Source organism: Kluyvera intermedia, from assembly GCF_034424175.1.
GTDB classification, from domain to species: domain Bacteria; phylum Pseudomonadota; class Gammaproteobacteria; order Enterobacterales; family Enterobacteriaceae; genus Kluyvera; species Kluyvera intermedia.
Genome location: NZ_CP139986.1, coordinates 2,261,368 through 2,287,978, shown reverse-complemented (window position 1 = coordinate 2,287,978; position 26,611 = coordinate 2,261,368). Strand labels below are relative to the sequence as shown.

General features: G+C 49.6%; 21 protein-coding genes, 1 other RNA gene and 1 pseudogene. 9 read left to right on the top strand and 14 right to left on the bottom strand.

Translation table 11 applies throughout. The features are described 5' to 3' along the window. Positions 1-8: 8 nt before the first annotated feature. Positions 9-377 carry a Fe-S cluster assembly scaffold SufA gene (gene sufA, locus U0026_RS11080; RefSeq protein ID WP_062779545.1) on the bottom strand — a complete coding sequence of 123 codons (369 nt, stop codon included), beginning with the start codon at positions 375-377 and terminating at the stop codon, positions 9-11. A 714-nt stretch (positions 378-1,091) separates the two neighbouring features. Continuing rightward, a protein-coding gene (locus tag U0026_RS11075; RefSeq protein WP_126440740.1) for an IS3 family transposase occupies positions 1,092-2,239 on the bottom strand; the annotation gives its coding sequence in 2 pieces (ribosomal slippage) (positions 1,092-2,002 and positions 2,002-2,239; 1,149 coding nt in all). Positions 2,240-2,448: 209 nt separating this feature from the next. Here U0026_RS11075 and U0026_RS11070 point away from each other — a divergent pair. From U0026_RS11070 to U0026_RS11045, 6 genes are all read left to right on the top strand, one after another. Beyond that, a protein-coding gene (locus U0026_RS11070; protein WP_241973917.1) for an IS1-like element IS1B family transposase occupies positions 2,449-3,146 on the top strand; the annotation gives its coding sequence in 2 pieces (ribosomal slippage) (positions 2,449-2,698 and positions 2,698-3,146; 699 coding nt in all). 53 nt (positions 3,147-3,199) lie between these two features. After that, positions 3,200-3,262: a hypothetical protein gene (locus U0026_RS22770; RefSeq protein ID WP_412099046.1), complete on the top strand. Its 63-nt coding sequence runs from the start codon at positions 3,200-3,202 to the stop codon at positions 3,260-3,262. A gap of 97 nt (positions 3,263-3,359) precedes the next feature. Then, positions 3,360-3,917 (top strand): LuxR C-terminal-related transcriptional regulator, encoded by a 558-nt coding sequence (locus U0026_RS11060; RefSeq protein ID WP_062779125.1) that lies wholly within the window; start codon positions 3,360-3,362, stop codon positions 3,915-3,917. A gap of 616 nt (positions 3,918-4,533) precedes the next feature. Then, positions 4,534-4,875, top strand: coding sequence for a hypothetical protein (locus tag U0026_RS11055; RefSeq protein ID WP_062779119.1), 342 nt, complete (start codon positions 4,534-4,536; stop codon positions 4,873-4,875). Positions 4,876-5,048: 173 nt separating this feature from the next. Beyond that, positions 5,049-5,252, top strand: coding sequence for a putative selenium delivery protein YdfZ (gene ydfZ / locus U0026_RS11050; protein ID WP_062779116.1), 204 nt, complete (start codon positions 5,049-5,051; stop codon positions 5,250-5,252). 222 nt (positions 5,253-5,474) lie between these two features. Next, positions 5,475-6,743 (top strand): Y-family DNA polymerase, encoded by a 1,269-nt coding sequence (locus U0026_RS11045; RefSeq protein ID WP_062779113.1) that lies wholly within the window; start codon positions 5,475-5,477, stop codon positions 6,741-6,743. Positions 6,744-6,780: 37 nt separating this feature from the next. On the opposite strand, the gene U0026_RS11040 is transcribed toward U0026_RS11045, so the two are convergent. The 9 genes and pseudogenes from U0026_RS11040 to U0026_RS11000 form a co-directional block, all read right to left on the bottom strand. Further along, positions 6,781-7,887: a DUF4056 domain-containing protein gene (locus tag U0026_RS11040; protein ID WP_062779110.1), complete on the bottom strand. Its 1,107-nt coding sequence runs from the start codon at positions 7,885-7,887 to the stop codon at positions 6,781-6,783. Continuing rightward, a complete protein-coding gene (locus U0026_RS11035; RefSeq protein WP_241973991.1) occupies positions 7,888-8,976 on the bottom strand; it encodes a BamA/TamA family outer membrane protein in 1,089 nt (362 codons plus the stop codon). A 41-nt stretch (positions 8,977-9,017) separates the two neighbouring features. Beyond that, positions 9,018-9,956, bottom strand: coding sequence for a porin family protein (locus tag U0026_RS11030; protein ID WP_062779133.1), 939 nt, complete (start codon positions 9,954-9,956; stop codon positions 9,018-9,020). A 32-nt stretch (positions 9,957-9,988) separates the two neighbouring features. Further along, positions 9,989-11,131 (bottom strand): BamA/TamA family outer membrane protein, encoded by a 1,143-nt coding sequence (locus tag U0026_RS11025; protein WP_073971233.1) that lies wholly within the window; start codon positions 11,129-11,131, stop codon positions 9,989-9,991. A gap of 160 nt (positions 11,132-11,291) precedes the next feature. Then, positions 11,292-11,921 (bottom strand): helix-turn-helix domain-containing protein, encoded by a 630-nt coding sequence (locus U0026_RS11020; RefSeq protein ID WP_062779105.1) that lies wholly within the window; start codon positions 11,919-11,921, stop codon positions 11,292-11,294. A 115-nt stretch (positions 11,922-12,036) separates the two neighbouring features. Continuing rightward, the gene (locus U0026_RS11015) at positions 12,037-12,906 is read right to left on the bottom strand and encodes a hypothetical protein (RefSeq protein ID WP_062779102.1); all 870 of its coding nucleotides are present in this window, start codon (positions 12,904-12,906) and stop codon (positions 12,037-12,039) included. 84 nt (positions 12,907-12,990) lie between these two features. Beyond that, positions 12,991-14,613 (bottom strand): annotated as a pseudogene (locus U0026_RS11010) (alkyl/aryl-sulfatase); the annotation flags it as partial. Positions 14,614-14,977: 364 nt separating this feature from the next. Further along, complete coding sequence (locus U0026_RS11005) at positions 14,978-16,165, bottom strand: OmpP1/FadL family transporter (protein WP_062779099.1); 1,188 nt, start codon at positions 16,163-16,165, stop codon at positions 14,978-14,980. Positions 16,166-16,366: 201 nt separating this feature from the next. After that, a complete protein-coding gene (locus U0026_RS11000; protein WP_062779096.1) occupies positions 16,367-16,786 on the bottom strand; it encodes a translesion error-prone DNA polymerase V autoproteolytic subunit in 420 nt (139 codons plus the stop codon). A 420-nt stretch (positions 16,787-17,206) separates the two neighbouring features. On the opposite strand from U0026_RS11000, the gene U0026_RS10995 reads away from it, so the two are divergent. Beyond that, positions 17,207-18,904: a penicillin-binding transpeptidase domain-containing protein gene (locus U0026_RS10995; RefSeq protein ID WP_370922467.1), complete on the top strand. Its 1,698-nt coding sequence runs from the start codon at positions 17,207-17,209 to the stop codon at positions 18,902-18,904. 97 nt (positions 18,905-19,001) lie between these two features. Here U0026_RS10995 and menI read toward each other — a convergent pair whose 3' ends face one another. Beyond that, the gene (menI, locus tag U0026_RS10990) at positions 19,002-19,415 is read right to left on the bottom strand and encodes a 1,4-dihydroxy-2-naphthoyl-CoA hydrolase (RefSeq protein WP_062779090.1); all 414 of its coding nucleotides are present in this window, start codon (positions 19,413-19,415) and stop codon (positions 19,002-19,004) included. Beyond that, positions 19,412-22,468, bottom strand: coding sequence for a D-2-hydroxyglutarate dehydrogenase YdiJ (gene ydiJ / locus U0026_RS10985; RefSeq protein ID WP_062779087.1), 3,057 nt, complete (start codon positions 22,466-22,468; stop codon positions 19,412-19,414). The genes menI and ydiJ overlap by 4 nt, the downstream gene beginning before the upstream one ends. 259 nt (positions 22,469-22,727) lie before the next feature. Between ydiJ and ydiK the strand changes: the two genes are divergently transcribed. Together ydiK and rprA are read left to right on the top strand one after the other, a co-directional pair. After that, positions 22,728-23,849, top strand: coding sequence for an AI-2E family transporter YdiK (ydiK, locus tag U0026_RS10980; RefSeq protein WP_062779084.1), 1,122 nt, complete (start codon positions 22,728-22,730; stop codon positions 23,847-23,849). A 176-nt stretch (positions 23,850-24,025) separates the two neighbouring features. Continuing rightward, an RNA gene (rprA, locus tag U0026_RS10975) (antisense sRNA RprA) lies at positions 24,026-24,125 on the top strand. 59 nt (positions 24,126-24,184) lie between these two features. Here rprA and U0026_RS10970 read toward each other — a convergent pair. After that, positions 24,185-26,554, bottom strand: coding sequence for a glycoside hydrolase family 3 N-terminal domain-containing protein (locus U0026_RS10970; RefSeq protein WP_062779081.1), 2,370 nt, complete (start codon positions 26,552-26,554; stop codon positions 24,185-24,187). Positions 26,555-26,611 lie beyond the last annotated feature (57 nt).

Here is a 26,611-nt window from a genome sequence, read left to right as displayed (position 1 = left end):
TGTACCGCCTATACCCCGAAGCTTTCGCCGCAGCCACATTCGTTCTGCGCCTTCGGGTTATGATATTTAAACAGCTGATTTAAACCTTCGCGCACATAATCCACTTCGGTGCCGTCAATAAACGGCATGGCGCGTAAAGGGACCCACAGCTTCGCGCCGTCGGATTCAAACAGTAGATCGTCTTTATCCGGCTCGCTTACCGCGTCCAGCACGTAACCAAACCCTGCACAGCCAGTTTGCTTCACGCCAAGCCTTACGCCCTGAATCCCCGGCTGCTGCTTTACCAGCGTCCGGATATGCGCTGCTGCGGAGGGCGTCAGCGTGACGCCCTGCCACGCTGCGTCATTGGGATCAAAGGTTCCAGAATGCAATTCCATAGGTCTACCTCATCGATGAAGCTACATAAGCGTTAACACCATGTTAGTGATAATGATTATCACTTCAACCCCTGTCGGGTGGGGGTATTCTGCACTCGCCTTTGTCATTGGGGCTTTTTATAAGCATAGACCCTGCAGTCTGGGGTGATTGATATAGATTAATTTTTACAATGCTTTGAAAAATAATGGATTTATCTGAAGTGATAGGTGATGGGTGCGGTTGTGCAAAAGATGTATAGATAATACCTATTTATTTGATTGGTTTTGTGGCTTTCTCTTTCTGTAAGGCTCTTTGGTTTTCAGCATCATCGGCTGATACATTTTTCAAACTGAATGCCTCATTTAGACTCTGCGATTGAGTTAGATAAAGAGCCGGTAAACTTGCCAACGCCAGGACACCTTAGCAATGACAGAGCGTGACCCACAGTAAGATTATCCGCAGGTACACAAATTTTATCTTACACCAGTAAATATTATCTAAAAATCTAGGGGCAGTAAGGTCAATGTATCAGACCTCTCATTTCAGGATATATTACTGTTTGCATATAATTATAGTTTCGGATATAAATATACTGCAAGAAAATCATTGATCTAAATCCTGTTTTTTCCATGATATTCCGACGTATCGCATATAAAGTTTTAACGGCCTTACCCGTTTCCTTTGAGAGCTGCGAGATGTCTAAACCCGATAAGAAATGAATCGCCACGGATAATCTAGACACTTCCTAGCCGTTGATAATACTGGTTTTCATATTCTGTCGGTGACATCTGATCGCTGGAACCATGCCGACGCTTACTGTTATAAAACATTTCGATGTAATCAAAAATATCGCTGCGGGCTTCTTCCCGCGTTCCGTAGCTCTTTTTCTTTATCCGTTCGCGTTTCAACAACTGGAAAAAGCTTTCTGCAACCGCATTATCATGGCAGTTACCGCGACGGCTCATGCTGCCCTCCAGGCCGTGTGATTTCAGGAACGACTGCCACTCATGGCTTGTGTACTGACTGCCCTGATCCGAATGAACCAGCACCTGTTTTTGGGGATTACGGCGCCATACAGCCATCAGCAGTGCGTTCAGGACAATGTCCTTTGTCATCCGGGATTGCATGGACCAGCCGATAATTTTGCGTGAGAACAGATCAACAACCACGGCAAGATACAGCCAGCCTTCGTGGGTCCTGATGTAGGTTATGTCCGTTACCCAACGCTTATCCGGAGCATCCGGATTGAACTGTCGCTGGAGCCTGTTGGGCGACACGATACTGGGCTCGCCTTTACGTGCCCGCGGGCTCCGGTATCCGACCTGAGCCTTTATCCCGACACGTTTCATCAGTCGCCAGACTCTGTTCACTCCGCACTGTTGCCCGCTGTCCCGCAGATCCAGATGGATTTTGCGATAACCATAGACGCATCCCGATTCCAGCCAGAACTGTTTAATCTGTCCTGTCAGTCTCAGGTCTGCCTGATGGCGTTGTGAATGCGGCTGCTGAAGCCAGGCGTAAAAACCACTGGGATGAACATCCAGCACCCGACAGAGCAGGCGAACAGGCCAGCAACAGGTGTTGTCACGGATAAAGGCGTACCTCAGTCGGACAGCTTTGCGAAGTACGCCGCGGCTTTTTTTAATATGTCCCGTTCGTCGGTAACCCGCTTCAGCTCTTTCTGGAGACGGCGGATCTCGGCCTGAGCATCTGACTGTTCTTTATTAGCGGAAGAATCCGGACCGTACTTCTTTATCCAGGCGTAAAGGCTGTGGGTGGTGATATCGAGACGTGTTGCAACGCTGGCAACAGAATAACCGCGATCAACAACCTGTTTGACTGCTTCAGTTTTAAACTCTTCGGGATAACGCTTACCGCTCATGGGCACCTCTCTTTAAGCCATCTTAAATGACTCTGAGGTGTCTGTTAAACCCGTGGCGATTCAAAAGAATTAATTAACCCACGCTCAACTGTAGTTATCTTTAAAGCAACAACCTTGTCATATGTAGGTTGGCTGTGTAATTTATACGTTTTCTGGTGATGCTGCCAACTTACTGATTTAGTGTATGATGGTGTTTTTGAGGTGCTCCAGTGGCTTCTGTTTCTATCAGCTGTCCCTCCTGTTCAGCTACTGACGGGGTGGTGCGTAACGGCAAAAGCACCGCCGGACATCAGCGCTATCTCTGCTCTCACTGCCGTAAAACATGGCAACTGCAGTTCACTTACACCGCTTCTCAACCCGGTACGCACCAGAAAATCATTGATATGGCCATGAATGGCGTTGGATGCCGGGCAACTGCCCGCATTATGGGCGTTGGCCTCAACACGATTTTCCGCCATTTAAAAAACTCAGGCCGCAGTCGGTAACCTCGCGCATACAGCCGGGCAGTGACGTCATCGTCTGCGCGGAAATGGACGAACAGTGGGGATACGTCGGGGCTAAATCGCGCCAGCGCTGGCTGTTTTACGCGTATGACAGGCTCCGGAAGACGGTTGTTGCGCACGTATTCGGTGAACGCACTATGGCGACGCTGGGGCGTCTTATGAGCCTGCTGTCACCCTTTGACGTGGTGATATGGATGACGGATGGCTGGCCGCTGTATGAATCCCGCCTGAAGGGAAAGCTGCACATAATCAGCAAGCGATATACGCAGCGAATTGAGCGGCATAACCTGAATCTGAGGCAGCACCTGGCACGGCTGGGACGGAAGTCGCTGTCGTTCTCAAAATCGGTGGAGCTGCATGACAAAGTCATCGGGCATTATCTGAACATAAAACACTATCAATAAGTTGGAGTCATTACCACTTGATTCAAACATTAGAGTGCACTGATGATATCGTGATGGCGCATGTCGTCCGTAATACGCTTGAAATCGTTGTCAATCATACCGTCGATGATATTTAGAAACGCCCGGCCCTCAAGGGGGTCTTAAGGCTATATCCTCTAAGCTTGCCGTTGGCACCCGACGGCATTCATAAGTTTTAAAAGAAGGAAAACTGATATGCTACCAGTACGAACCGGCAATATTGACTTTTGGGTTGACGATAGCTTCCTTCAATTAGGACTGGAAAGGACAATCAATAAATCATCCGTTCTCGATCCCAATATTCGATTGGTTTTTTTTACCATTGACCAATATAGTCAGGTCAAAAAACAACGTTACAATTCGTCTGCGCATCGTCTCATCCTACTCACTGAAGGGCACATGTATAATTTTCTTGATGATGCGGGTATTTATCGGATGCAAAAAAAATCATCTTTTTCTGAGATGGAAAAAGTGATAGTAAATGCAACTCAGCGACATGATAAAGCACCGAAAGCCGACTTGCAGACCGTTGTCCTTAGTGAGCGAGATAAAACCTTGCTAAATTACTTCTGCGAAGGAAAGAAAGTTAACGAGATCGCTGAGTTGATGCAACTCCATTTTAAGACAATATATCTTATTAGAAAAAATTTAATCAGCAAGCTAGGTTGCTCGGGGGTGATTGATTTCCTGCATACGCTCAGAAAAGATGTTTTTAAGACCTGGCTAATGCAGACTCCTACACAAATTAACTAGCTTCTTTTTGGTCTACTGCTTAACCGCGTGGAAGGCCGTCAACGAAGGGAATCATGATATCCTTTGATGCCAGAGAAAATTCTGGCATCGAGCTGCCCTCTGTCCTACTCCTCCAGAGGTTTCTATCTGCGTGTTTTGTTCATTAGCCATATGACTCACAGTAGGCTATCTTAGCTGTCCACACCACACCGGAGCGTATCCGTGAAGAGCCATAGCCGTTTCAAGTTTTACTCTTTTTGCTACATGACGCTTTCATATGCGCTGATGGTCTTCTTTCTTATGGTATTTATTGATCTTGCTATTGGTGACTCGACGGAAGACGTCTGGAATGGTCATTTATCCATAACGACATATTTAGCGTCTCATACACCGTTCTTTCTGACGATGGCCGGTTTGGGGGCTGTGTTAGGGTTTATACTCTGGTATATAACCTATCAGAAATCATAATCTCCAACATTTTTAGTCCGGCTTAAGCTTGAAACTTCTGTTAAATCGTATATTTTTACACCAACTATTGCAACCGAGGGCCTTCTTAAATCCTTATATTGATCAATAACAAAACTTGATTAACAAAATCGGGGAATAATTTTTTGTTTTCAATAAAAGTATCTCGTTTATGAATTTCTTCAAGTTATATTTTCTTCTCGTTATTATTCCTTCTCAAGCTTTTTCGCTCAATTTCTCATCAACTATTCTGAAGTTAAATTGTCCGGAACGTGGGCTGGTTGAAGTCATTTTGCATGTCTATGGGCATACTCAGGAAGCATGGCGTGATAATTTTGAAACCGGCGCTGGCCACAAACGTGTGGGCGATATTGAAATAATCCCCTTTGCTAACGGCGACACCCTCCTCCATCGCGTGTCGACAGATACTTTCGCCTACATCTATGATGGTGAGGAACGCGTTAAGCATTGTATCAAACTGAATGAAAAAGCTATTTACCCAAACTTTGGTTAATAACGTTTTCATCAATGGCTGGGAGTTTTGTATCGGCTCTTTTCCTCTCTTGAATTCCCTGTAACAGCCCCTATTTAAAAATGGTCATTTTGATGAAACTCAAAAAATAATAATGGCTGTCACCGTATTATTAATTCACCCCAAAAAATCCAAACAAGTGAAAGGAGGAAACGATGAAAACCTACGATCGTAACCGTAACGCTATCACAATTGGTAGCCATGTCATGATTGCTAGCAATGGCGCAACGGGCGTAATTCGCGCTATCCGCGGTGAAGGTAAAACCGCTGAGCAACTTCGACGTTCTGATTGTATTGAAATTGAGGGATGTGATGGCGTGTATTGCCCGCTGGAACTGGTTCGCCTCGGTTTTAATTGATCGTGACACTGCGTAAGGCCACCGCGGTGGCCTTACTGCGATAAGTCCTTATCATCGCCATCCCCACAATTTCCGCTTGATCTCCTGACACACACGGAATACTGTATATAAACACAGTTATTTTATGGTGGCAACCATGTCGTTTTGTCTTTCCACAAAGCCCCGTCACAGCGACGGAGATTACACATTCGGCGCGGTACGCCTAACGCCTGCGAGCTTTGCATGTTTGTTCTCTGCGATGTGAACACCTTTTACGCATCCTGCGAAACGGTATTTCGTCCGGATCTCAAAGAGCGACCGGTGGTGGTGTTGTCCAATAACGACGGCTGCGTCATTTCCCGTAACGCGCAAGCGAAGCCTTTTGTGAAAATGGGAGCCCCCTACTTCCAGCAAAAAGATCTCTTCCGGCAGCGTGGCGTTGTCTGCTTTAGCAGCAATTATGAACTCTACGCAGATATGTCCAACCGAGTGATGACTACGCTCGAGGAGATATTACCTCGTTGTGAAATCTATTCTATTGATGAAGTTTTTGGTGATATTACCGGCGTCCGTCAGTGCCGCGATTTAACTGAATTTGGTCACGAAATCAGAGATAAGGTCCTCATGCGCACGCACCTGACCGTTGGTGTCGGTATCGCACAAACGAAAACCCTGGCCAAGCTTGCGAACTATGCGGCGAAACACTGGCCACGGCAAACTGATGGCGTGGTTGACCTGTCTAATCTCGAACGGCAAAAAAAGCTTATGGCAGCACTACCCGTTGAAGAAGTATGGGGGATCGGTCGGCGGATCGCGAAAAAGCTAGAGTCGATGGGGATCAAAACCGTGTTACAGCTGGCAGAGACCGATATCCGATTTATCAGAAAGCATTTCAGCGTGGTGCTGGAAAGAACCGTTCGCGAACTACGCGGAGAACCGTGTCTTGAGCTGGAAGAGTTTGCCCCGCTCAAACAAGAGATTATCTGCTCGCGCTCCTTTGGTGAGCGCATCACCGAATACAATGCCATGCGACAAGCCATTTGTAGCTACGCCGCGCGGGCGGCGGAAAAACTGCGTCATGAACATCAATATTGCCGCTTTGTCTCCGCATTTGTGAAAACGTCACCCTTTGCGCCAAATGCCCCCTATTACGCGAATAGTGCCTCCGTGAAGTTAATCACTCCCACGCAGGACAGCAGAGATATTATCTCCGCCACCATGCACTGCCTGGAGGCTATCTGGAAAGAGGGCTATCGCTATCAAAAAGCGGGCGTCATGCTGGGCGATTTTTATAGCCAGGGAGTCGCCCAGCTCGATCTGTTTGATGAAAATTCCCCACGAAGAAATAGCCAGAAGCTAATGGCTGTATTGGATAAACTCAATTCACAGGAAGGACGCGGCACACTCTATTTTGCTGGCCAAGGGATCCAGCAGCACTGGCAGATGAAGCGAGCAATGCTCTCGCCGCGCTATACCACGCGATATGCCGATCTCCCGATCGTGAAGGCATAGCGCGTATGTCATTGACGCGTGAAAAGGCGACCGTCGATTACTTCTGTAGGGTCGCCAGCACATTTTTGTCCGCTTGTTCTGCCGTCTCCGCCAGCGCCTTAAACTGCGGCGGGCTATAGTGTGAGGCTGGAACCGGTAACATCTGCATATCATTACCCGGATAGATTTGCAGCTCTCCCAATCGGCTGAGTTGATATCCTTTCACCCATGCCGGGAACGTCAGCAGATACGGTTCTGCAGTCTCATAGGCCACCGGTGTCGGTAGTCGGTTGGCCTCCAGGTTGTAGTTTCGCTTTAAGACCAGAAACTTATCCGGCACTCTCCTTTTACTGTTCCACCAGTCGCCATCCAGCTCACGGAATTTAGTTTCCGTCTCAGTCTGCGTCGCAACATCCAGCCGCAGCAATGCCTCTTTTAATGCCGTCGTCATGGCGACATTGTACTCATCAACCGAACCGGCCTTCCCCTCAAGAATCAACGTAACGGCTAACCGTGCGCCCAGAAGGTTGGAATACAGGTCCTCGGGGGAAAACGCCGAAATTTCCTCTGAGAATCCAGGAACAGACTGGAAGCCATACCACTGGGCAATTTCATGCCATTGGGCCAACTCAAAGGCTAAATGCCCTGCCAGCCATGCGGCAATGGTATAGCGTTCAGTCATTGATGCCGGTGGAGTGAAAGTCTTGAACTGCATGCGCCGAACGCCGAGCTCGTTGCTATAAAAATAGCGCCAGCGCTGGCCGAGCTTAGGGTAAAGCTGGGAAAAAAGGTAGAAGGTGTTATCTGCCGTATCGCGGACATGGGCAATATCAATAAAGCCGCCGCGATGAGTATAAATCAACCCGTCGCCTTCCTGACTGAGTCCAATAATGTTTTTAACCGCGCCCAGTGCATTATCGTTGTATTGATGTTGACCCAATGTCTCCAGCGTAAGCACATTGCCAATCTGGTATAAAGGAACCGGAATTCCCGCGGCTTTAACATGAAGGTCATGACCAAATGCACAGCATGGGCGTAGCGATTCCGGCGCACTCAGATCGGTGGCGACCGGTGAAACGCGGTGGGCTTGATTGATAGGGAAAAGGCGATCGCTCGCCTGAGCACAACCCATCGCAAAAATAAGAAATAATAGCCACTTACCCATTCAAAATGCCTCCGCGACCTGGAAGTAAAATCCAGCGCTTTCTTTACCAAATCCTAAATCTAATCGAATATTCATTGCGGGTTTAACTTCAAACCGGTAGCCAATCCCGGCGGTAGGCAGCAGCGGATGATTATCCATATCGCTCACCTTATCACCCAAGGCCCCGGCACCCAGCCAAAGGACATAACCGTGTCGCCAGTTCAGTTTACGGCGATATTCCACCTGGCCACTGATCACATTTTTATCCCGATAGCGCCCCTGATAATAGCCGCGTAAACGACGATCGTCGCCTGCCATGGAAAGCATGTCCCAGGGAACATCACCGTGGGTAAAGCGCCCCCACAGGTCAAAAGCGAGCACGCTTTTTTCATTGAGCAGATGGTAGTAATCATATTGCAGCTCGGTGGCCGTGAAATGCGTATCCGACCCCGTTAAGGGATCGAAAACGGTGTATTCCGCTTTCAAAAAATGTCCCCGTTCAGGCCGGGTCACAACATCACGGGAGTCATAATTCACGCTAAGCGTCGCCCCGGATGACAACGGTGAAGATTGCGCGTTGTATCGCGAAAAGGTGTCTCCGGGGTGAGGGTCTTCAATGCTCGCCTGCATTGATGAAAAATCCCAGCCAATGCCTACGTAGAGATCAGGAATGATTTCCCGAAAGAAAACCGGATGCAGACGCACCGAATTATTGGTGTATTTTTGCTCATTATCCTGAGCGGCATCATAACCCACGCCCCAGAAGCCGGTTGGCACTTTGGCGATGGAACCATCAACAAATAATCGCCAGCGATCGTCAGAAAAAAAGGTGTAATTGCTAAGCCCTATACCCAGCGCACCGCTCGCACTCACAAACCCGGTAAAAGAGAGAGATGAGTTTTGCGTGGTACGATCGTTGGGATCGACACGGTAAATTCCCGCAACGGCCATTCCCAGGCCGAGCTTTAATTCCGGCGTATAAAAGGGGCCGGGTAAAACGCTCCAGTTCATTCCTTTCTGCGGGTCGTATTGATTATCCGCCCCGAGCGTCGACAAAAATGCATCCACCGATTTCTGGTCAAGGGAAACGGCGCTCGACTGAAACGTCATCAGCATCATTAACCCTGTTAACGCGAATGGGTGGTTTTTCATCAGAAGCGATATTCACCGGCGATAAAGAAGCTATTCCGCTCATTAAATCCTATCTCGGTCAGCACATTGAAATGCGGCGTAATTTCATATTGCGTGCCAATAAGCATATTCCAGGGTGATGTCAGACGCTGTTTCACATCAAACCGCCCTTCGCCATTTTGATTGACCGTATCGATCAGCGGCTGTAACGATGCCGGCATATGCAGGTCGGCCAGACTGCCTTTAAATTCCTGCTGTACATCCTGGTACATGCTCCCCAGCCACACGCTCAAATGCGAGGGGCCTGCCGGACCCTGAAAATTAAAGCGATACCCCACGCGTGGAGAAACGGTCAGCGCGGAGATTTTGCCGTCGAGAATATCAAAGTCGGTTCGGGTATAGTTGGTGTCCACCAGCGCAAACCAGTTTTCATAGCCGCCCGCCAGCGTGATTCCTGTTCCCCAAGTGGTGCCTTTAAAATCGAGGGTGAAATCAATATCCTGTAGTTCGCCACTTTCATAAAGCTGATGTACCGAGCTAGCAATTAATCGATCAATACCGGTATAGCGCGAGGGGTCGGCATCCACAGAAACATTCGATACCGAAGAGCCCCTCGTGTGCCCGACAAGACCATAGATGTTAAGAAACGGAAAGACCCACATATCAAGGCGTAGCGTTTCTGATTTGCTTTGTTCGCGAGTATGCCCGGCATCAATATTAAACATATCAACAGGAATAGGATGATTTCCCAGCGCCAGTCCTGAAAACCCGATGCTGTCGACGTCAATATTCTGCCGCATATTCATATAGTTGACGTTAACGCCGAAAGGTAATGGTATGGAATACCCTCTCGCTCTGGCCTCATCCCCCCAAATCGGGAAGGTCTGTTCGTCGCTGTCGGCCGCCAGCGCAACGCCTGAAAATAACAGCAACGGCGCGACGGTATTAATCCATCTCATCATCTATTTTTCCCATCGGTGCTGCGGCCCATTTACAACCCTGAGCCCACATTAAAATAAACCGCCTGCTCGTTATCGCTAAAAGCGATATCAATACCCGTTCGTAATCCATATTCACGCGCGATGAGATAGCGAAATCCACTCCCCCACGCCACCTGGACATCACGGTACAAATCAGAGGTATTGTCAGCGGCACTACCCGCCCCTATAAATCCCTGAAGGATCCAGCGCGGTGTCACCTGCCAGGCAAGCTGCGCTTGTACGGTACTGACCGCATCACCTTGATAGCGGTAGCGCGAGATCCCTCGCAATTCAATATAAGGGCGAGCCATTGGCGGCAGATATTTATCCTGGTTGGATAAGGTTTGATAATCACCCGCTAGCGAGAGCGTCCATGTTGGATTAAGCGGTAAAAAGACTTTGCCATCCAGGGTGAGTAAATCGTAGCGGTAATCTCCACCCAGCTGTTTTCCGTAAAACTGGTATTCGCCGCTGAGTGAAACGCCGCGCCCCGGCCAGAAGAAATTATCCGTCGTATCATATTCAGCAACGATACCCATGGCCGATGAGGTACTGCTCTCTCCGAGGACGCGTTTCCAGAGACTGTCGACCAGCTGATTATTTTTGGCCGAGATGTCCATTTTTGCCCAGAATTGCGATGCCCCGAGAAACATCGCCGAATCACCCAAGCGAAAGAGCAGTTTCTGCATCCCGCCATAGCCTTTGGTTTGCGTATTAATGGCCTTGTTGCCGAATCCGATAACATCACCGGTATAAATATCCAGGTTAACATCGGCATAGCCTGCCGCAACAAGATAGCGAATATTGTCATTTTGCCAGGTATGTCGGTGTCCCCCACCAACAAACCAGGTGCCGTTTTGCGTACCACCGCCGCCAAAAGCGCTGATGGCCGGTGGGATATAACGTCCTTCGCCCCGCTTGCCTTTACCGTGCAAAAACAGACCAAATAATCCCCCGCCATAGCCGACGGCCGGTTCAGTAATCACGACGGGAACAGGCAAAAAACCATAAGGGTTTTCCTGCAGGTAATGACTCATATCCAGCATGCCATCTTCAGGATCGAGTAGGCCGGCAGCCTCTGCGCGCCAGAAAAGCAATGGAGATGCCAGCAAAAGAAGTATCCAGGGTAAAAATGGGGAAAAAATCCGATTCATCGCACTCACCCAAAAATAATTTTATTGTTATTTTTCAGCGCAAAAGCCACTCTATTGCCCAAGCTCTTTTGAGCTTAGACCACTTCGATATTAATTCAAGATGAGCCAGTGTGAGCGCCATTGGTATCGCGTGACACAGGGTAAAATGGCGTTCTACTCGCTATAGATTTTCCGGTAGGCTAACAATATGGGTCAGATAGCCGCCCCGTTTAAACATGATGTGATTGGTATTTTTCAGTACCGCCAATACGTTTAAAATACTGCTGCGCGATAAATGAGTGCGTTCCTGGATGTAATCAAGAATGGTAATCCGCATACGGATATCATCTGACAATGTCATCATCTCCTGCAAATGATTACGAACCACAAAATAAGTCCGTGGCTGAATGACCATGGTATTTCTGTAGAATAGCGAAGCCGAGTTATATGCCAGGACCATTGCCACATCATGCCAGAGATGATTTTTCTGGATAATTTTTAACGCCTCGCACTTGTTAAGACTCAGCATCTTATTTTCTGTCTCTGCCCGCAGCAGATAGCCATAGACAGGAAGCAACATTTCTGACAGTCCTACAATGTTCGGCGTATAGAGCGTCGAAACGAGTAAACCATCGCTGGCTCTTAATACCGACAGCTCCCCCTCAATCAAGATAAAGATTGACTGCTGATTTTGTTCGGTCAATGTGATGCATTCTTGCGGCATCAAATCGACGGTATTAGCGACTGGTGTAAAATAGGTAATCAGACGCTGAGTAATTTCTTCTGGTTTTGCCGGAGGCTGGATGTTCATAACAATAGACTCAGTTACGGTTAAATAAAATTAACCATCATGCATTTTAAAAAACTCATCCTAAAAAAGACTGCTGATTGAATCACCAGGGTGCAATTAACGGGAATTAATCACCCTATAATAGTTTGAATAATACGCGCACAGGTTTTAGTTGCGATAGGTACGCCCAAAGGTGGTGCAGATTAACAATTCCGGCCTGGGCGAGTATTGCTAGGGTTATCATTAAGGTTGAGGCCGTGATAATCAACATCAAGCGGTTGATATTTTGCTGTGTTTTAAGCTGCTGTTTGTTACGGCGCTCGTCCGCTTCCCATGAGACAATCGTTGATATAGCTTTACCCTGGATATAGTACTTACCTTCACTCAATTTCAAATCTTCAGTAATGGTAAGCGACTGTAGAAGCAGGAATATTTTTCTTCTAAACGTTTCATTCTTGATATGTTGATACCATAATGTTCCGTAAAGTAGATCAATCACCTCGTCGGTCGTCACCCCGGAATGCGTTTTTTCTGGGGATTGCTGCACATATTCATTAACCAGCATATGCAGCAACATGATTCGCTCAAGCCCCTTCATCTCCTGATGATGAGAGAACGGAGAAAAGACTTTATTTTTCACTCTGGTGATGATGTTTTTAACATAGGCAAAACGTGTAAAATAGCTCACCGCGAACAATACAATCGAATCAAACCGTAATGGCCCATGCTTGCGCCAATGAATAATTTCAACATTCATACTTTCGATATCATTTATCCGAAAATTAATTTTCTCTATGTAGGAATGTTGCTCTGGATGCCATTTTTCCAGAATGACGTTTCTGTTGATAACATTGGCTAATTGATACTTACCCTGGTTAACATCGGAAAAATACACACCATAATAATTATACGTTTTACCACTCTTTGCATCACCCGCTACAAACATCGGTAAAAAGTATGCCCATAACTTATTTTTGAATTTTGCAATCCATGATTCTATAAACATAGTTGCTCTCTAACATTCTATTCGTTGATTTTTAAAGGAAGTAAAAAACCGCCCAACGGCGGTTTTTATTCCAACCTTAATCGATTAAGGCGTCACCATGTTAAACCAGAACTCAAATTTATCCATATAGCTGAGCAACTCATCAAGCTTAGCGTGATTACCGGTGATGCGAACATCCCCCTGCGCTTCCGCTTGTTTTAATGTTTCTTCTTTAAGAATAATTTTATTCAAGGTTGCACGGTTCAATACAATGGAGGCGTCAGCATCGCTGGCCTGTACGTTTGCACTGTGATTCAGCACGCCGTTTTCCAGTTCCAGTTTATACTTGCCACCATCGCTGCCTAAATCAACGTTAAATACGGCTTTGGCATGCGCCGCTTTTTCACCGTTAATATGTACAGCCAGATAGTCGAAGAACATTTCCGGCGACATCGCTTTTACTGTATCTGGGCTGGCGGTATTTGGCGTAGCGCCTTTCACCACGCCATTACGCAATTCCTGCGCGCCGGTCAGGTAGAAGTTACGCCATGGGCCAGATTCTGCCTGGTAACCTAACTGCTCCAGTGCATCCGCTTCCAGGCTGCGTGCCGCCTTATTCGCGGGGTCGGCAAAGACAATTTTGTTGGTCACCTGTGCAACCCAGCGGTAATTACCCTGGGCATAGTCCGCTTTTGCCTTTTGCATAATGGCATCCGCGCCCCCCATGTAATCAACATATTTCTTCGCCGCATCCACCGGAGGCAGTTCGTCCAGTGTGGCTGGATTGCCGTTAAACCACCCGAGATAGAAGACATAGGTCGCTTTCACATCATGACTGACCGAGCCGTAGTAACCTCGGCTGGCCCAGGAATTTGCCAGACCCGATGGCAGCTTGAAGTTTGCGGCGATTTCATCGCGGGTCAGCCCCTGATTTGCCATACGCAAAGTCTGATCGTTAATATAACGATACATATCGCGCTGGCTCTTCATCAGCTTGACCACATTTTCATTACCCCAGGTTGGCCAGTGGTGTTGAGCAATAATGATCTCTGCTTTGCCACCCCAACGATCGATAACATCGTTGACATACTTCGACCATGCCAGAGGATCGCGAATTTTCGCGCCGCGAAGCGAATAGGTATTATGCAGGGTATGCGTCACGTCCTCAGCCGCTTCAATCATTCCCTTCTCTTCGACATACCACAGCATTTCTGACGGTGCTTCCGAGCCTGGGGCCATCATAAAGTCATAGGTCAGGCCATCAATGACCTCTTTTTGACCGGTATGCGTAATATAATCGGTCGGCTCAATTAGTGTTACGGTGCCCGCAGAAGTCGTGGTGCCCAGACCTGCGCCAACATGACCTTTCGCATCAGGTTTAAGTAAGTTGCCGTACATATAGCTCGCACGACGACTCATCGCGTTCCCGGCCATAATATTTTCAGAGACCGCTTCTTTCATAAAACCGGCTGGCGCATACACTTTCACTTTCCCGGATTTCACGTCAGCTTCATCTACCACCCCACGCACACCACCATAGTGGTCAACATGACTGTGGGTAAAGATCACCGCAACGACCGGTTTTTTACCACGATTCTTATAATAGAGATCCAGCCCCACTTTAGCCGTTTCAGCCGAAACCAGCGGGTCAATAACCGTAATCCCCTCTTTCCCTTCCATAATGGTCATATTGGAGAGATCCAGATTACGAATCTGATATACCCCATCACCTTTTCCTTACATTTTGCAACATCGACAATCCAAATAATCTAATTTAATTGACATGGATTTATTTCTCTTAACGTCAATTGCAAGCAAATAAACATAAAACACTGAAATCAAAGGAATTAATAAAAAGCATTAATCTTTCAGGCCATTTGACAACATGGCATTTATCGACTAGCTGAATTTAATGGCAGGGTTCAAAAAAAATGAAATGGAATAGGTGTTAATGCACGAATGGTGATGGTTTTTACGAATTGTCAATTAACGCTAATAATTACGTTTTTTGAATTATATGGGAGGTAAATATCCCCGGCGATAACATTCTACCGAGGATACTATTCAGAATGGATGGGATAAGGGCCCGTGATTAGAACTGATAGCTGTAGTTCACGCTCGCAAACCACAGCCAGGGATTCGTGTATTCGCCTTCGAATGCTGCCGTTTTGACCTTCGAAGACTGCATATGCAAGTACGCTACGGCAAATCCAATATTGCTGGCGGGGGTGATTTGATACTGTGCCCCGGTAGCAAAACGCCACTCATCGCCAGTAGGCAGTGAAAGGGCAACATCGCTTTGTGTTTTATACGGGGTGCTGTCAAAGGCGACCCCGGCATTCACTCGCCACTGTTCATCCGGGCGATATTGAACACCTAACGCAGTATGCCAGGTATCCTTCAGGCGATTTGATCGATCGCTGGTTTGGCCATTTACGACAATCTGCGGGCTACCAAACTGACTCCAGTCTTGCCAGCCCAAATCCCCCATCACCGACCACTGCTTATTCATATCGTGCACCAGACTCAGCATAACCTGCTGCGGCGCACGAACTTGCGCGGAAATTGGCAGATCATATTCAACATTGGGAAGGTTCGGGAAACGCGCTTTGCCATCAATATTAAAATGATAGTCCGTCTTACTGGTCCAGGTTATCCCGGCACGGGTCTGCTCGGTTAAATCCATCAATAAACCCAGCCGATAATTCATCGCCCAATCATGATCGTTTTGTTTTTCATCATTCCCATCAACGTTTCGCGTCAGGGAAAGAAAACCGTAATTCAACCCAGCAGCCGCACCAATAGAAATTTTATCATTCAGCTTCCACGCTATGCCGGGGCTCAGCGTCATGGCAACCATCGTACTTTTTTTAATAAGTCTATCGCCCGCCCAATTGCCGAAGTCGATACCTAACCCATAATTGCCATACAGGCCGAGTCCGGCAAAAACGTTATCACTCAGACGTTGGGTGTAGAACATACTGGCATTGGGAAAGAGCTTCATCACGTTACCCGGACTCTGACGCCCGGAAGATTCATCGTCCAGTGAATAGGGAATATCTCCCCCCATCGCTTGTAATCCGCCGGTAACCATATGATCGGGCAAACGCGTCATCCCTGCCGGGTTCGTCAGCAGCGTAGAGGCATCCTGAGCACGAGCCGCCTGCCCGGCTCCCGCCAGTGCCGTATCCTCGGTGCCGATCTCATAAAAATAAAGTGCGCTGGCATGACTTAGCGTTGAAAAACACAGCCCAGAGAGAAGTATTATTTTTTTATTCATTGAGTTACCTGTATATGCAAAAAATCGGTAATCTTTTCGGTGAGTTACAGTGAGGCACAACGTCTCGATAGCCCTATAAAACTATAGGGCTATATTTTTCTTTCGCAAAGATTATGATATTAAATTTTCAGCATATATTAACAACCTGGCAGATGGGCGTCCGCATCAAGTTCATTCAATAATAAATATTACGACTTTTAATTAACGTCTGATTTTTATAATTCCCGTTACCACACCAAAAATATCGAGGATGCCTTCATTGCCGATAATAATCGGACTGTAGGCCTCATTCATCGGGTTAAGCTGAATAACAGGCCGAAGCTGTAGCTGCTTAACGGTAAACTCTCCATCCACCGCTGCAATCACAATGTCCCCTTGCTTTGCCTTCACGGCACTGTCGACCACCAGCAAATCGCCGGAGCTAATCCCACCGTCAATCATGCTGTCACCGGAGGCCTTAACGAAATAGGTGGCCGAAGGATGCTGGACAAGCAACTCATTGAGGTCGATTCGCTGCTCAACATAGTCTTGCGCGGGGCTGGGGAAACCGCACGAAACTGACGTTGTAAACAGCGGTAGTGCGATCACTTCACGCAGATCAGAAAGGGTAAAAAAACGCATGATAACCGCCAAATCAATATACTGTATTTATATACAGTATACGCATTGTACGGTGCCATCAAGTGACCACGCGAGCGGAAAACGCCGAAATACCCACAAAATCGCCCCATTTTAAGGGCTTATCGATGATAAAAAATATTGTGAGGGTTTACAGGTCTGTGCCCGCGAACATCGCCGCAGGATAATAACGGACAAAATAATTACATAACGTAACCAGTCACGCTAACCTCTCTTAAATAGATGAATCAAGTTGAAATAATCTGTCAACTTAATGGCTTGTTATCAATGACATTATCTGTAAACTGTTTCTCCAGTTCACCTGAAAATTGATATTTATACCGAATCATTACGCTCATCGTTAATCGTTGTCGTCTGGTATCTGATAATAAAAAATAATACTCACGTGGTTTAATGTTACAAATGAAAAGAAACTCAACAGAAAAGAAAAATAAAGAATCATTTATTACATCTCGTTACATAATACTCTGTTTGGGTATTCTATTTTGCCTTGCTGTTTTATTAATTCGGGTGGCAGATTTGCAGTTTTTGAACCACCCGATGCTGGCGCGTGAGGCCGATCAGCGCTCGTTGCGTACGGTGGTGCTGCCGACAAACCGTGGCACGCTGGTCGACCGTAACGGCGAAGCGCTCGCAATGAGTGTGCCATCCAGAGATATCGTGGCAGACCCGATGAAAATTGTGGCTGCTAGCCCTAACTTCCACGATCCTAAATGGCAATATCTGGCTTCTGCGCTCAACACCACCACCGATCAAATAGCGAACAAAATCTATGAAAATGGACATCGCCATTTTCTGTTTCTTGGGCGAAAAATTGAACTCGGCATTGCTAAAGATATTTCAAATCTGCATATGAAAGGAATTAGCGAAGTTTATGACGATAGTCGCTACTACCCAATGGGGGAATCCGCCGCGCCGTTAATTGGCATCGTTGGTGCCGATAATATCGGCTTGAATGGCGTCGAAAAAGGCTACGACAATATTCTTCAGGGCGAACCGGGAAAAGAGATTTACCGTAAAGATGGCTCCGGCGGAATTATCAGCGTATTAAATTACGATGCGCCACGCCAGGCCCCTACCGTGCAACTGAGTATTGATAAATTCGACCAGTACACGCTGTACAGCAAACTGCGCGATGGCGTGCTGCTGAATAAAGCCGATTCTGGCGCAGCGGTGCTGGTGAAAATTGATACCGGCGAGATCCTCGCTATGGCGTCCTACCCGTCCTATAACCCCAATAACTTTGATAACGCCACCCAGACCCAAATGCGCGACGTGGCGATTAATGACAGCTTTGAACCCGGATCAACGGTCAAGCCACTGGTGATCATTGAAGGGCTGGAGAGAAATATCATCCAGCCTAATACACTGCTGAATACCACGCCGTATCGCGTCAACGGACACTTGATCCGCGATGTCGGTCATTGGCCTCAGCTGACGCCTACCGGTATTTTGCAAAAATCGAGCGATATCGGGGTTTCCCATATTGCGCTCGCAATGCCCGCACAGGCGCTGGTTGATACCTATCAGGCGTTTGGTCTTGGCAAGCCCACCGAACTTGGGTTGAGCGGTGAGAGCGTAGGTTATTTCCCGCTTCATCGCCAGCAGTGGGCTGACATCGAACGCGCGACCTTCTCTTTCGGCTACGGTCTGCGCGTGACGCCGCTGCAAATTGCCCGCGAATACGCCACCATGGGGTCGTACGGGATTTATCGTCCGCTTTCGATAACCAAGGTTACGCCACCGGTATTGGGTCAGCAAATTGCCAACCCAGATACGGTGAAAACGGTCGTGAGAATGATGGAGAGCGACGTTCTCCCCGGTGGTAGCGGCGTGCGAGCAGCGGTACCGGGATACCGGCTGGCGACCAAAACCGGTACGGCGGAGAAGCTTGGCGATAGCGGAAAATATGATGGTGGCTATGTGAACTATACCGCAGGCGTTGCTCCGGTCAGTCATCCAGAAGTGGCGCTGGTCGTCGTGGTCAATAACCCGACGGCAGGCACGCACTTTGGTGGTTCGGTAGCGGCACCGATATTTGGCAATATCATGGGGCCGGTACTGAAAAATATGAATATTGCGCCGGATGCGTTGCAATAACGTTGACGCCAGAGAGGTTCCCGGCGGCGCTGCGCTTGGCCGGGCTATCGATTGGTGTAGGCCGGATAAGGCGTAGCCGCCCATCCGGTAATCTCTCCTAACTCACAACGGCGGTGGTAAGCCGCGATGAACAGCATAAACGCCCCTGCTCATCGAAGATCTCAATCTGCCAGACCTGGTGCCGACGCCCGGCGTGCAACGCCTTGCAAACACCCCGTACTCGCCCGCTGCGTGCAGAGCGGATATGGTTCGCGTTAACCTCAAGCCCAACCACCCTGTCTTCACCCTCGGTACACAAATATCCAGCCACCGAACCCAGGGTCTCCGCCAGCACCACCGATGCCCCACCGTGCAGCAGGCCGAAAGGTTGATGCGTGCGGCTATCGACCGGCATAGTTGCCTCCAGCGAATCCTCGGCAATACGGTCAAACTGAATATCCAGCAGGCCAACCATATTGCCTTCACCCATCGCATTCAGAGCCTCAAGCGTCGCTTGTCGTTTCCAGATCATCCCATCATCTCCAGTAAAGCCTGCAATGGATGGCGAACGCCGTTACCCTCAACCCGCTTCACCTGACTACGGCAGGAATAGCCCGTCGCCAGACAGCGATTACGCGGCAACCGCTGCATCGCCTGATGCCAGGAAAGCTCGTAAATTCCCAACGAATTCGAATGATTTTTCACTTCATGACCGTAGGTACCGGCCATGCCACAACAACCTACACTGACATTCTCAAGCGTTGCCCCAAGGCAGGCAAAAATGGATGCCCACTGTTTTGTCGCCGTTGGCAGCGCCGTCACCTCCGTACAGTGACCAAACAGATACCATGGCTCGCCAGCAGGTTGCGAACCCTGTGTATTTTCCAGCACCTGCGGCAACCACTCATGAACCAGCATCACGTTGAAATCGCCACGTTTATCGCCCAGAACCTGCTTATATTCATCGCGATAACACAGCACCAGCGCCGGATCGACCCCCACCATCGGCATTCCTAACGCAGCCACCCGGTTCAGATAATCTGACGTTTTCTGCGCCGTTTTTGTAAAACGATTGACGAAGCCTTTGATATGCTGCGCTTTGCCGTTCGGCGAGAACGGTAACAGCACCGGCTGATAACCCAGTTTGTCGATAAGACGGACAAAATCTGCTACCACCTGCGCATCGTAATAGCTGGTAAACGGATCCTGCACCACCAGCACAGTCTGCGCCTTTTGCTCCGGGGTCAGCGTTTCCAGCTGTTCAAGCGTGAGGTTTGCCGAGCGGTGCGTCACCATCTGTTTTTGCAAAGACGGCGCGGACAGCATCGGTAAATCAACCATGCCAATGTGTTTTTCAGACAGCTTGCGAACCCACGGTTGGCTCATAAAGAAGTTGAAGGTCTTAGGCGCTCGCGCCATCAATGGCGCATAGCTCTCGACCGTTGCCACCAGATGATCGCGCACGGGGCGTAAATAGCGGGTGTGATACAGCTGCAAGAAACGAGAACGGAATTCCGGCACATCAATTTTAATCGGGCATTGGGTAGAGCAGGCTTTACAGGCCAGGCAGCCGGACATCGCCTCTTTGACTTCATGCGAGAAATCATATTCGCCCTTGCGGGCATGCCAGCTATTGCGTGTACGTTCCACCAACGTACGCAGGCTCGCACGTTTTTCCGGCAACTCTTTTTCCAGTTGCTCTGGATCTACGCCGCGATCCGCCAGCAGGCGCAGCCATTCACGCACCAGCGTGGCGCGACCTTTCGGTGAATGCATACGATTATTGGTGATCTTCATCGACGGGCACATCGGGCTTTTCACATCAAAGTTAAAGCACAGACCGTTACCATTACACTCCATCGCTCCGCGCCAGGATGCGCGTACCGCGATAGGAATTTGCCGGTCGTAGGTGCCGCGTTTGACCGCATCCACCTTCATCATCGGCGCGTCGACGCCTTCCGGTGGACAAATTTTCCCCGGGTTCAGGCGGTTGTTCGGATCGAATGCCGCTTTGACTTTACGCAGCTCGCTATACAACTGCTCGCCGAAAAACGCCGGGCTGTACTCGGCGCGGAAACCTTTGCCGTGCTCACCCCACAGTAGACCACCGTATTTAGCGGTTAGCGCCACCACATCGTCGGAGATCTTTTTCATCAGAATCTCCTGCTGCGGATCGCACATATCCAGTGCCGGACGGACGTGCAACACGCCCGCATCAACGTGGCCGAACATTCCGTAGCTCAGGCCGTGGCTATCAAGTAGCGCGCGGAATTCCACGATGTAGTCCGCCAGATGCTCCGGCGGCACGCAGGTATCTTCCGCAAAGGGGATCGGTTTCGCAGCGCCTTTAGCATTGCCCAACAGACCGACCGCTTTTTTACGCATCGCATAAATTCGTTCGATACCGTCAAGTTCATTGCAGCGCTGCCAGCCGATCACACCGCCTTCCTGCCCGGCAATCAGTTCATCAAGACGATGACACAACGCCACAACCTGACTCTCAATCAGCGCATCGTCGTCACCGGCGAATTCAACAATATTGAGTCCCAGCATCTCTTTATCCGCGACATCGGTAATCAGTTCACTGACCGAATGCCAGACAATGTCTTCCCGCGCCAGGTTCAGCACCTTCGAATCCACGGTTTCTACCGACATCGCGCGCGCTTCGACCATAAACGGCGCATTACGCAGCGCGGAGTCAAAGGAGTCGTATTTGATATTGACCAACCGACGCACCTTCGGCAAGCGCGTGATATCCAGACGCGCTTCCGTGATAAAGGCCAGCGTCCCTTCGGAGCCGGTCAGAATGCGCGTGAGGTCAAACTCGGACATATCGTCATTAAAGACATGGCGAAGGTCATAACCGGTCAGGAAGCGGTTAAGTTTTGGGAACTTGTCGATTATCAGTTGGCGATTGTCACGGCAGCGTTCAAAAACGGTACGGTAAATTCGCCCCGCCGCCGACTGTTCTTTAGCCAGCATTTCCGCAAGCGTCACAGGCACCGGCTGGGTATCGAGGATATCGCCCCCCATCAAAACAGCCCGTACACCCAGGACGTGGTCTGATGTTTTGCCATACACCAACGAGCCCTGTCCAGAAGCATCGGTGTTGATCATTCCCCCCAGCGTCGCACGATTACTGGTCGACAGCTCAGGGGCAAAAAAGTAGCCGTAGGGTTTTAAATACTGGTTCAGTTGATCCTTGATAACGCCCGCTTCAACGCGCACCCAACCCTCTTCCGGGTTAATTTCGATGATGCGATTCATATAACGGGACATATCAATGATAATGCCCTGATTCAGCGCCTGGCCGTTGGTGCCAGTACCGCCGCCGCGCGGCGTGAAGATCAGGGACTGGAAGCGTTCTTCCGTGGCAATACGCGACAACAGCGCGACATCGGCCGTAGAGCGTGGAAAGACTACCGCATCGGGAAGAAGCTGATAGATACTGTTATCCGTCGCCATCGTCAGCCTATCGGCATAGCGCGTGGCCGTATCGCCGGTAAAGCCTTGTTGCTCCAGTGCTTTTAAATAATTCAATACCAGCGGTATTTCGCCGGGTGCCTGGGAAATCAGTGGGATCATTAGGTTTGACCCTTTCTTGAATGTTGTGTTGTACGCACAAAATCTTCCCGATTCGTATGAATACGACAAACGGCAAAGATGATGTGTATAAATGATTAATCGTTTGCGTCGTGCCATTATCGTTTTATCACATTTTTTTCTTATGCGCCCGGTAGATTTTGCCGCAGAATCAGCCGCGGGAATTTATTGATATTATTATCAATGAACGGATTTACGCGACGTCAACGCTCGGACGCGCAACAGAAGGTAATGCTTATTTATGAACACGGTTCTTAAGCCACGGGATATTCCGCAAATACTGCTATCAGTGTTGTTTATTGCACTGATGATCATCGCTTGTTTATGGATTGTTCAGCCGTTTATTCTGGGCTTCGCCTGGGCATCAACTATCGTTATCGCCACCTGGCCGGTGTTGATTTGGCTCCAGCGCATCCTTTTTGGCCGCCGCTCACTTGCCGTGCTGGTCATGACGCTTCTGCTTTTTTTACTGTTTGTCATTCCTATCGCCCTACTGGTCAATAGTCTGGTGGATGGCAGTACGCCGCTGGTTCACGCCATTACCAGCGGAACGTTGACGCTGCCTGATTTTGCCTGGCTTAACAGTATTCCGTTTGCCGGCGCCAAGCTGTACAGCGGCTGGCACAGTCTGCTCGATATGGGCGGCAGCGCCTTAATGGCAAAAGTTCGCCCTTATCTTGGCACCACGACCACCTGGTTTGTCGGTCAGGCTGCACACGTCGGGCGTTTTCTGCTGCACAGCGGTTTGATGCTGCTCTTTAGCGCCCTGCTGTACTGGCAAGGTGAGAAAGTGGCCTTTGGGATGCGTTACTTCGCCACCCGTCTGGCCGCCAAACGGGGTGATGCCGCGGTGCTACTGGCAGGCCAGGCGATTCGCGCCGTGGCGCTGGGTGTGGTAGTAACAGCCCTTGTACAGGCCGTGCTCGGCGGGATTGGTCTGGGCATTTCAGGCGTACCTTACGCCACGCTGTTGACCGTGGTGATGATCTTCTCCTGCCTGGTGCAACTGGGGCCGCTTATCGTGCTGGTACCCTGCATTGTCTGGCTCTACTGGACGGGTGATACCACCTGGGGCACGGTGCTGCTGGTGTGGAGCGTGGTGGTCGGTACGATGGATAACGTAATACGTCCGATGTTGATTCGTATGGGTGCCGACTTGCCGATGATCCTGATCCTCTCAGGTGTTATTGGTGGTCTGGTGGCATTCGGGATGATTGGTCTGTTTATCGGCCCGGTATTGCTGGCCGTCTCCTGGCGTCTGTTTGATGCCTGGCTACATGAAGTTCCACCACCGTCTTCAGACCCGGAACAGGTTCTGGAGGAACTTGCCGAGCTGGAACAGAATAACTATCCGAAACAGTAAGATAGACAAAAGGCGGAATTCCCCGCCTTTTAGTTAAGAAAAATTGACCATTCCCTTGCACCACATCGACAAAATCCCCCGCCATTCACGACATGCCTCGGAAATTATTCACATTTATTTAACTATTGAGAGGAATCCGATCGACGCAAAAAAGGCACATACCTATTATAAGTCACAAGGTAGTAAATCAACCCCTTGATTTATATATCCCCTGAGTGAAACAAAGAATTGCTGTGTGTAGTCTTTGCCCATCTCCCACGATGGGCTTTTTTTTGTCTATCGCACGCCGCCCTTCCGGCACTGGCGCGCCAGGCCAGAACCGTAAGGACTCTCCGTTATTTCACGTCACAGTGACTCATCATTCGCCAGTCTGACGGCAGCGTGCGGGTTTCACCGGTCACCTGTACCGTAACGCGCCCGCGAATATCCGCCGATGAGTTACCTATCTGCAGTTCAAATTCACCGGGTTCGACAATGCGCTGCCCTTCATAGCTGGTAAAGTTCAGCATATCGACTGGCAGGGTGAAGGTCAGCGTTTTCTGCTCACCGGGAGACAAGGTTACGCGCTCAAAGGCTTTAAGCTCCTGCAACGGACGCACCATGGAAGCCACGACATCGCGTACATAAACCTGCACCACTTCACTACCGCTGTGCTCACCGGTATTTTTAACCGTTACGCTAACGGTGATGTCCCCGTCGATAGCCACCTGAGGCTTCGCGAGCTGCGGCTCATCGTAGCTAAACTCCCCCCAACCTTTGCCGTAGCCAAACGGGTACAGTGCGCCGAAGTGGAAGGCAAACGGCGTGCCGCCGCTTTTTAGCTTATGGTTGTAGTAAAACGGCATTGCACCTGCGCTCTTCGGTACGCTGACGACCAGCCTTCCCTGTGGTTCAGCGCGACCGGTCAATACATCGGCAATCGCCCAGCCGCCTTCCTGACCAGGTGCCCAGGCCAGCATCAACGCCGCCACTTTGGACTCAAGTCCTTGTAGATTATAGGGACGCCCGCCGGTCATCACGACCACGACCGGTTTGCCGGTGTCCACCAACGCTTGTAACAGTTGCTGCTGTACGCCCGGAAGATTAAGGCTATCGGTATCAGAACCTTCACCCACGGTGCCGCTTTGGAACAAACCAGCAAGATCGCCCACACAGGCCACAATAACGTCGCTGTTTTGTGCAGCAAGAACGGCGTCTGGAATCAGACTGAGATCATGAGATACCGGTGAAGACTGTATCGGTTTACCTGAGCTATCACCCGGGAAGACCGGTGCCCCTGCCATACGCTGCTCGATGATATGGCAACCTTTGGCATAGCGAACCTGACTCTCGCCAAGATAATGGCATAGTGCCGCAAGCGGTGTCGTCACCTGGGTCGTTTTTTCCAGCATATCGCTGATTATCAAATGCACCGGGAAGCTGTAGCCGCTTAATAGCGCCAGAGGATCATCCGCCGTAGGGCCCACCACTGCTACGCGTGGTTTACCGGCGAGCGGCAGCACACCGCGATTTTCCAGTAGCGTTATCGACTGTGTTGCCACTTCTCGTGCCACCTGGCGAGTGGTATCGGATTGCAGGGAAATCGCATTCTCATCGGTATAAGGATGTTCAAACAGCCCAAGGCGGAATTTCTCTGTTAGCGTACGCCCCACAATTTCATCAATTTTCGCTGGTGTTATCAGACCGCGTTCAACCGCTTCGGCCAGATGACGAGCGCAGTCATCTTTTGGCAATTCCACATCCAGACCGGCGTTAAAGGCCAGCGCCGCCGACTCCGCTGCATCCTGCGCGACACCGTGGTGTTGATGCAGCAGACTGACGCCGCCATAATCCGCGACTACAATGCCATCAAAGCCCCAGCGTTCGCGCAGTACCGTGGTCAATAAGAAGTTGTCGCTGTGTCCAGGTTGATTATCAATATCGTGATAGGCCGGCATCACCGAACCGGCATGCGTCCGTTTCACCGCCATTTCAAACGGCAGTAAAAAGGTGTCATTGAGTTCGCGGAAGCCCAGATGCACCGGTGCATGGTTGCGCGCACCTTCGCTAAAGGAATGACCGACATAATGTTTGAGCGTCGCCAGCACATCACGCTTCTCACCTTGTAATCCGTCGACATAAGCGCAGGCCATCACCCCCACCAGCCACGGGTCTTCGCCAAACGTCTCCTCTGTACGCCCCCAGCGCACATCGCGGGAGACATCCAGCACAGGAGCCAGCCCCTGCTTGCAGCCGGTAGAACGCGCCTCTTCACCAATTTGCTGCGCCGCACGTTTTACCAGTTCAGGATCCCAGGTGGAACCGTAGTTCAATGACGAGGGAAACAGCGTCGCGTCTTTACACAATAATCCAACCAGACACTCCTCATGGAACAGCGCCGGGATGCCCAACCGCGTCTCTTCCATCATCATTTTTTGCAGACGGTTAGCCGCGCGCACACCCGTTTTTGCATCCACAATATGCGTTCCCAGCGGGCGGGTAATCTGCCCGACACCCAGTTTCAACCGCTCACTCAGCGCAGCCTGCTCGCTAACGCCAGCAAATTCATCGCTCATATCCGTGCGTTCACGGTGTTGACCATCTTCAGATAACACCAGCCACCAGGCGTGCATCTGGGCATATTTTTCTTCTGGCGTCATGCGCGCCAATAAATCGGTTACGCGTTCCTGAATCGGGCGCTGGGGATCTTTGTAAATCGGGGTCATAGCCGTTCTCCTGAGTCGCTGATAGCTCACCGAAATCATTCAGTTATGATGACGGGT

What these genes read in the sequence shown, in the direction of transcription:
- sufA (WP_062779545.1), bottom strand. Translation starts at nt 377, where the DNA reads ATGGAATTGCATTCTGGAACCTTTGATCCCAATGACGCAGCGTGGCAG.
- U0026_RS11060 (WP_062779125.1), top strand. Translation starts at nt 3,360, where the DNA reads ATGCTACCAGTACGAACCGGCAATATTGACTTTTGGGTTGACGATAGC.
- U0026_RS11055 (WP_062779119.1), top strand. Translation starts at nt 4,534, where the DNA reads ATGAATTTCTTCAAGTTATATTTTCTTCTCGTTATTATTCCTTCTCAA.
- ydfZ (WP_062779116.1), top strand. Translation starts at nt 5,049, where the DNA reads ATGAAAACCTACGATCGTAACCGTAACGCTATCACAATTGGTAGCCAT.
- U0026_RS11045 (WP_062779113.1), top strand. Translation starts at nt 5,475, where the DNA reads ATGTTTGTTCTCTGCGATGTGAACACCTTTTACGCATCCTGCGAAACG.
- U0026_RS11040 (WP_062779110.1), bottom strand. Translation starts at nt 7,887, where the DNA reads ATGGGTAAGTGGCTATTATTTCTTATTTTTGCGATGGGTTGTGCTCAG.
- U0026_RS11035 (WP_241973991.1), bottom strand. Translation starts at nt 8,976, where the DNA reads ATGACGTTTCAGTCGAGCGCCGTTTCCCTTGACCAGAAATCGGTGGAT.
- U0026_RS11030 (WP_062779133.1), bottom strand. Translation starts at nt 9,956, where the DNA reads ATGAGATGGATTAATACCGTCGCGCCGTTGCTGTTATTTTCAGGCGTT.
- U0026_RS11025 (WP_073971233.1), bottom strand. Translation starts at nt 11,131, where the DNA reads ATGAATCGGATTTTTTCCCCATTTTTACCCTGGATACTTCTTTTGCTG.
- U0026_RS11020 (WP_062779105.1), bottom strand. Translation starts at nt 11,921, where the DNA reads ATGAACATCCAGCCTCCGGCAAAACCAGAAGAAATTACTCAGCGTCTG.
- U0026_RS11015 (WP_062779102.1), bottom strand. Translation starts at nt 12,906, where the DNA reads ATGTTTATAGAATCATGGATTGCAAAATTCAAAAATAAGTTATGGGCA.
- U0026_RS11005 (WP_062779099.1), bottom strand. Translation starts at nt 16,165, where the DNA reads ATGAATAAAAAAATAATACTTCTCTCTGGGCTGTGTTTTTCAACGCTA.
- U0026_RS11000 (WP_062779096.1), bottom strand. Translation starts at nt 16,786, where the DNA reads ATGCGTTTTTTTACCCTTTCTGATCTGCGTGAAGTGATCGCACTACCG.
- U0026_RS10995 (WP_370922467.1), top strand. Translation starts at nt 17,207, where the DNA reads ATGAAAAGAAACTCAACAGAAAAGAAAAATAAAGAATCATTTATTACA.
- menI (WP_062779090.1), bottom strand. Translation starts at nt 19,415, where the DNA reads ATGATCTGGAAACGACAAGCGACGCTTGAGGCTCTGAATGCGATGGGT.
- ydiJ (WP_062779087.1), bottom strand. Translation starts at nt 22,468, where the DNA reads ATGATCCCACTGATTTCCCAGGCACCCGGCGAAATACCGCTGGTATTG.
- ydiK (WP_062779084.1), top strand. Translation starts at nt 22,728, where the DNA reads ATGAACACGGTTCTTAAGCCACGGGATATTCCGCAAATACTGCTATCA.
- U0026_RS10970 (WP_062779081.1), bottom strand. Translation starts at nt 26,554, where the DNA reads ATGACCCCGATTTACAAAGATCCCCAGCGCCCGATTCAGGAACGCGTA.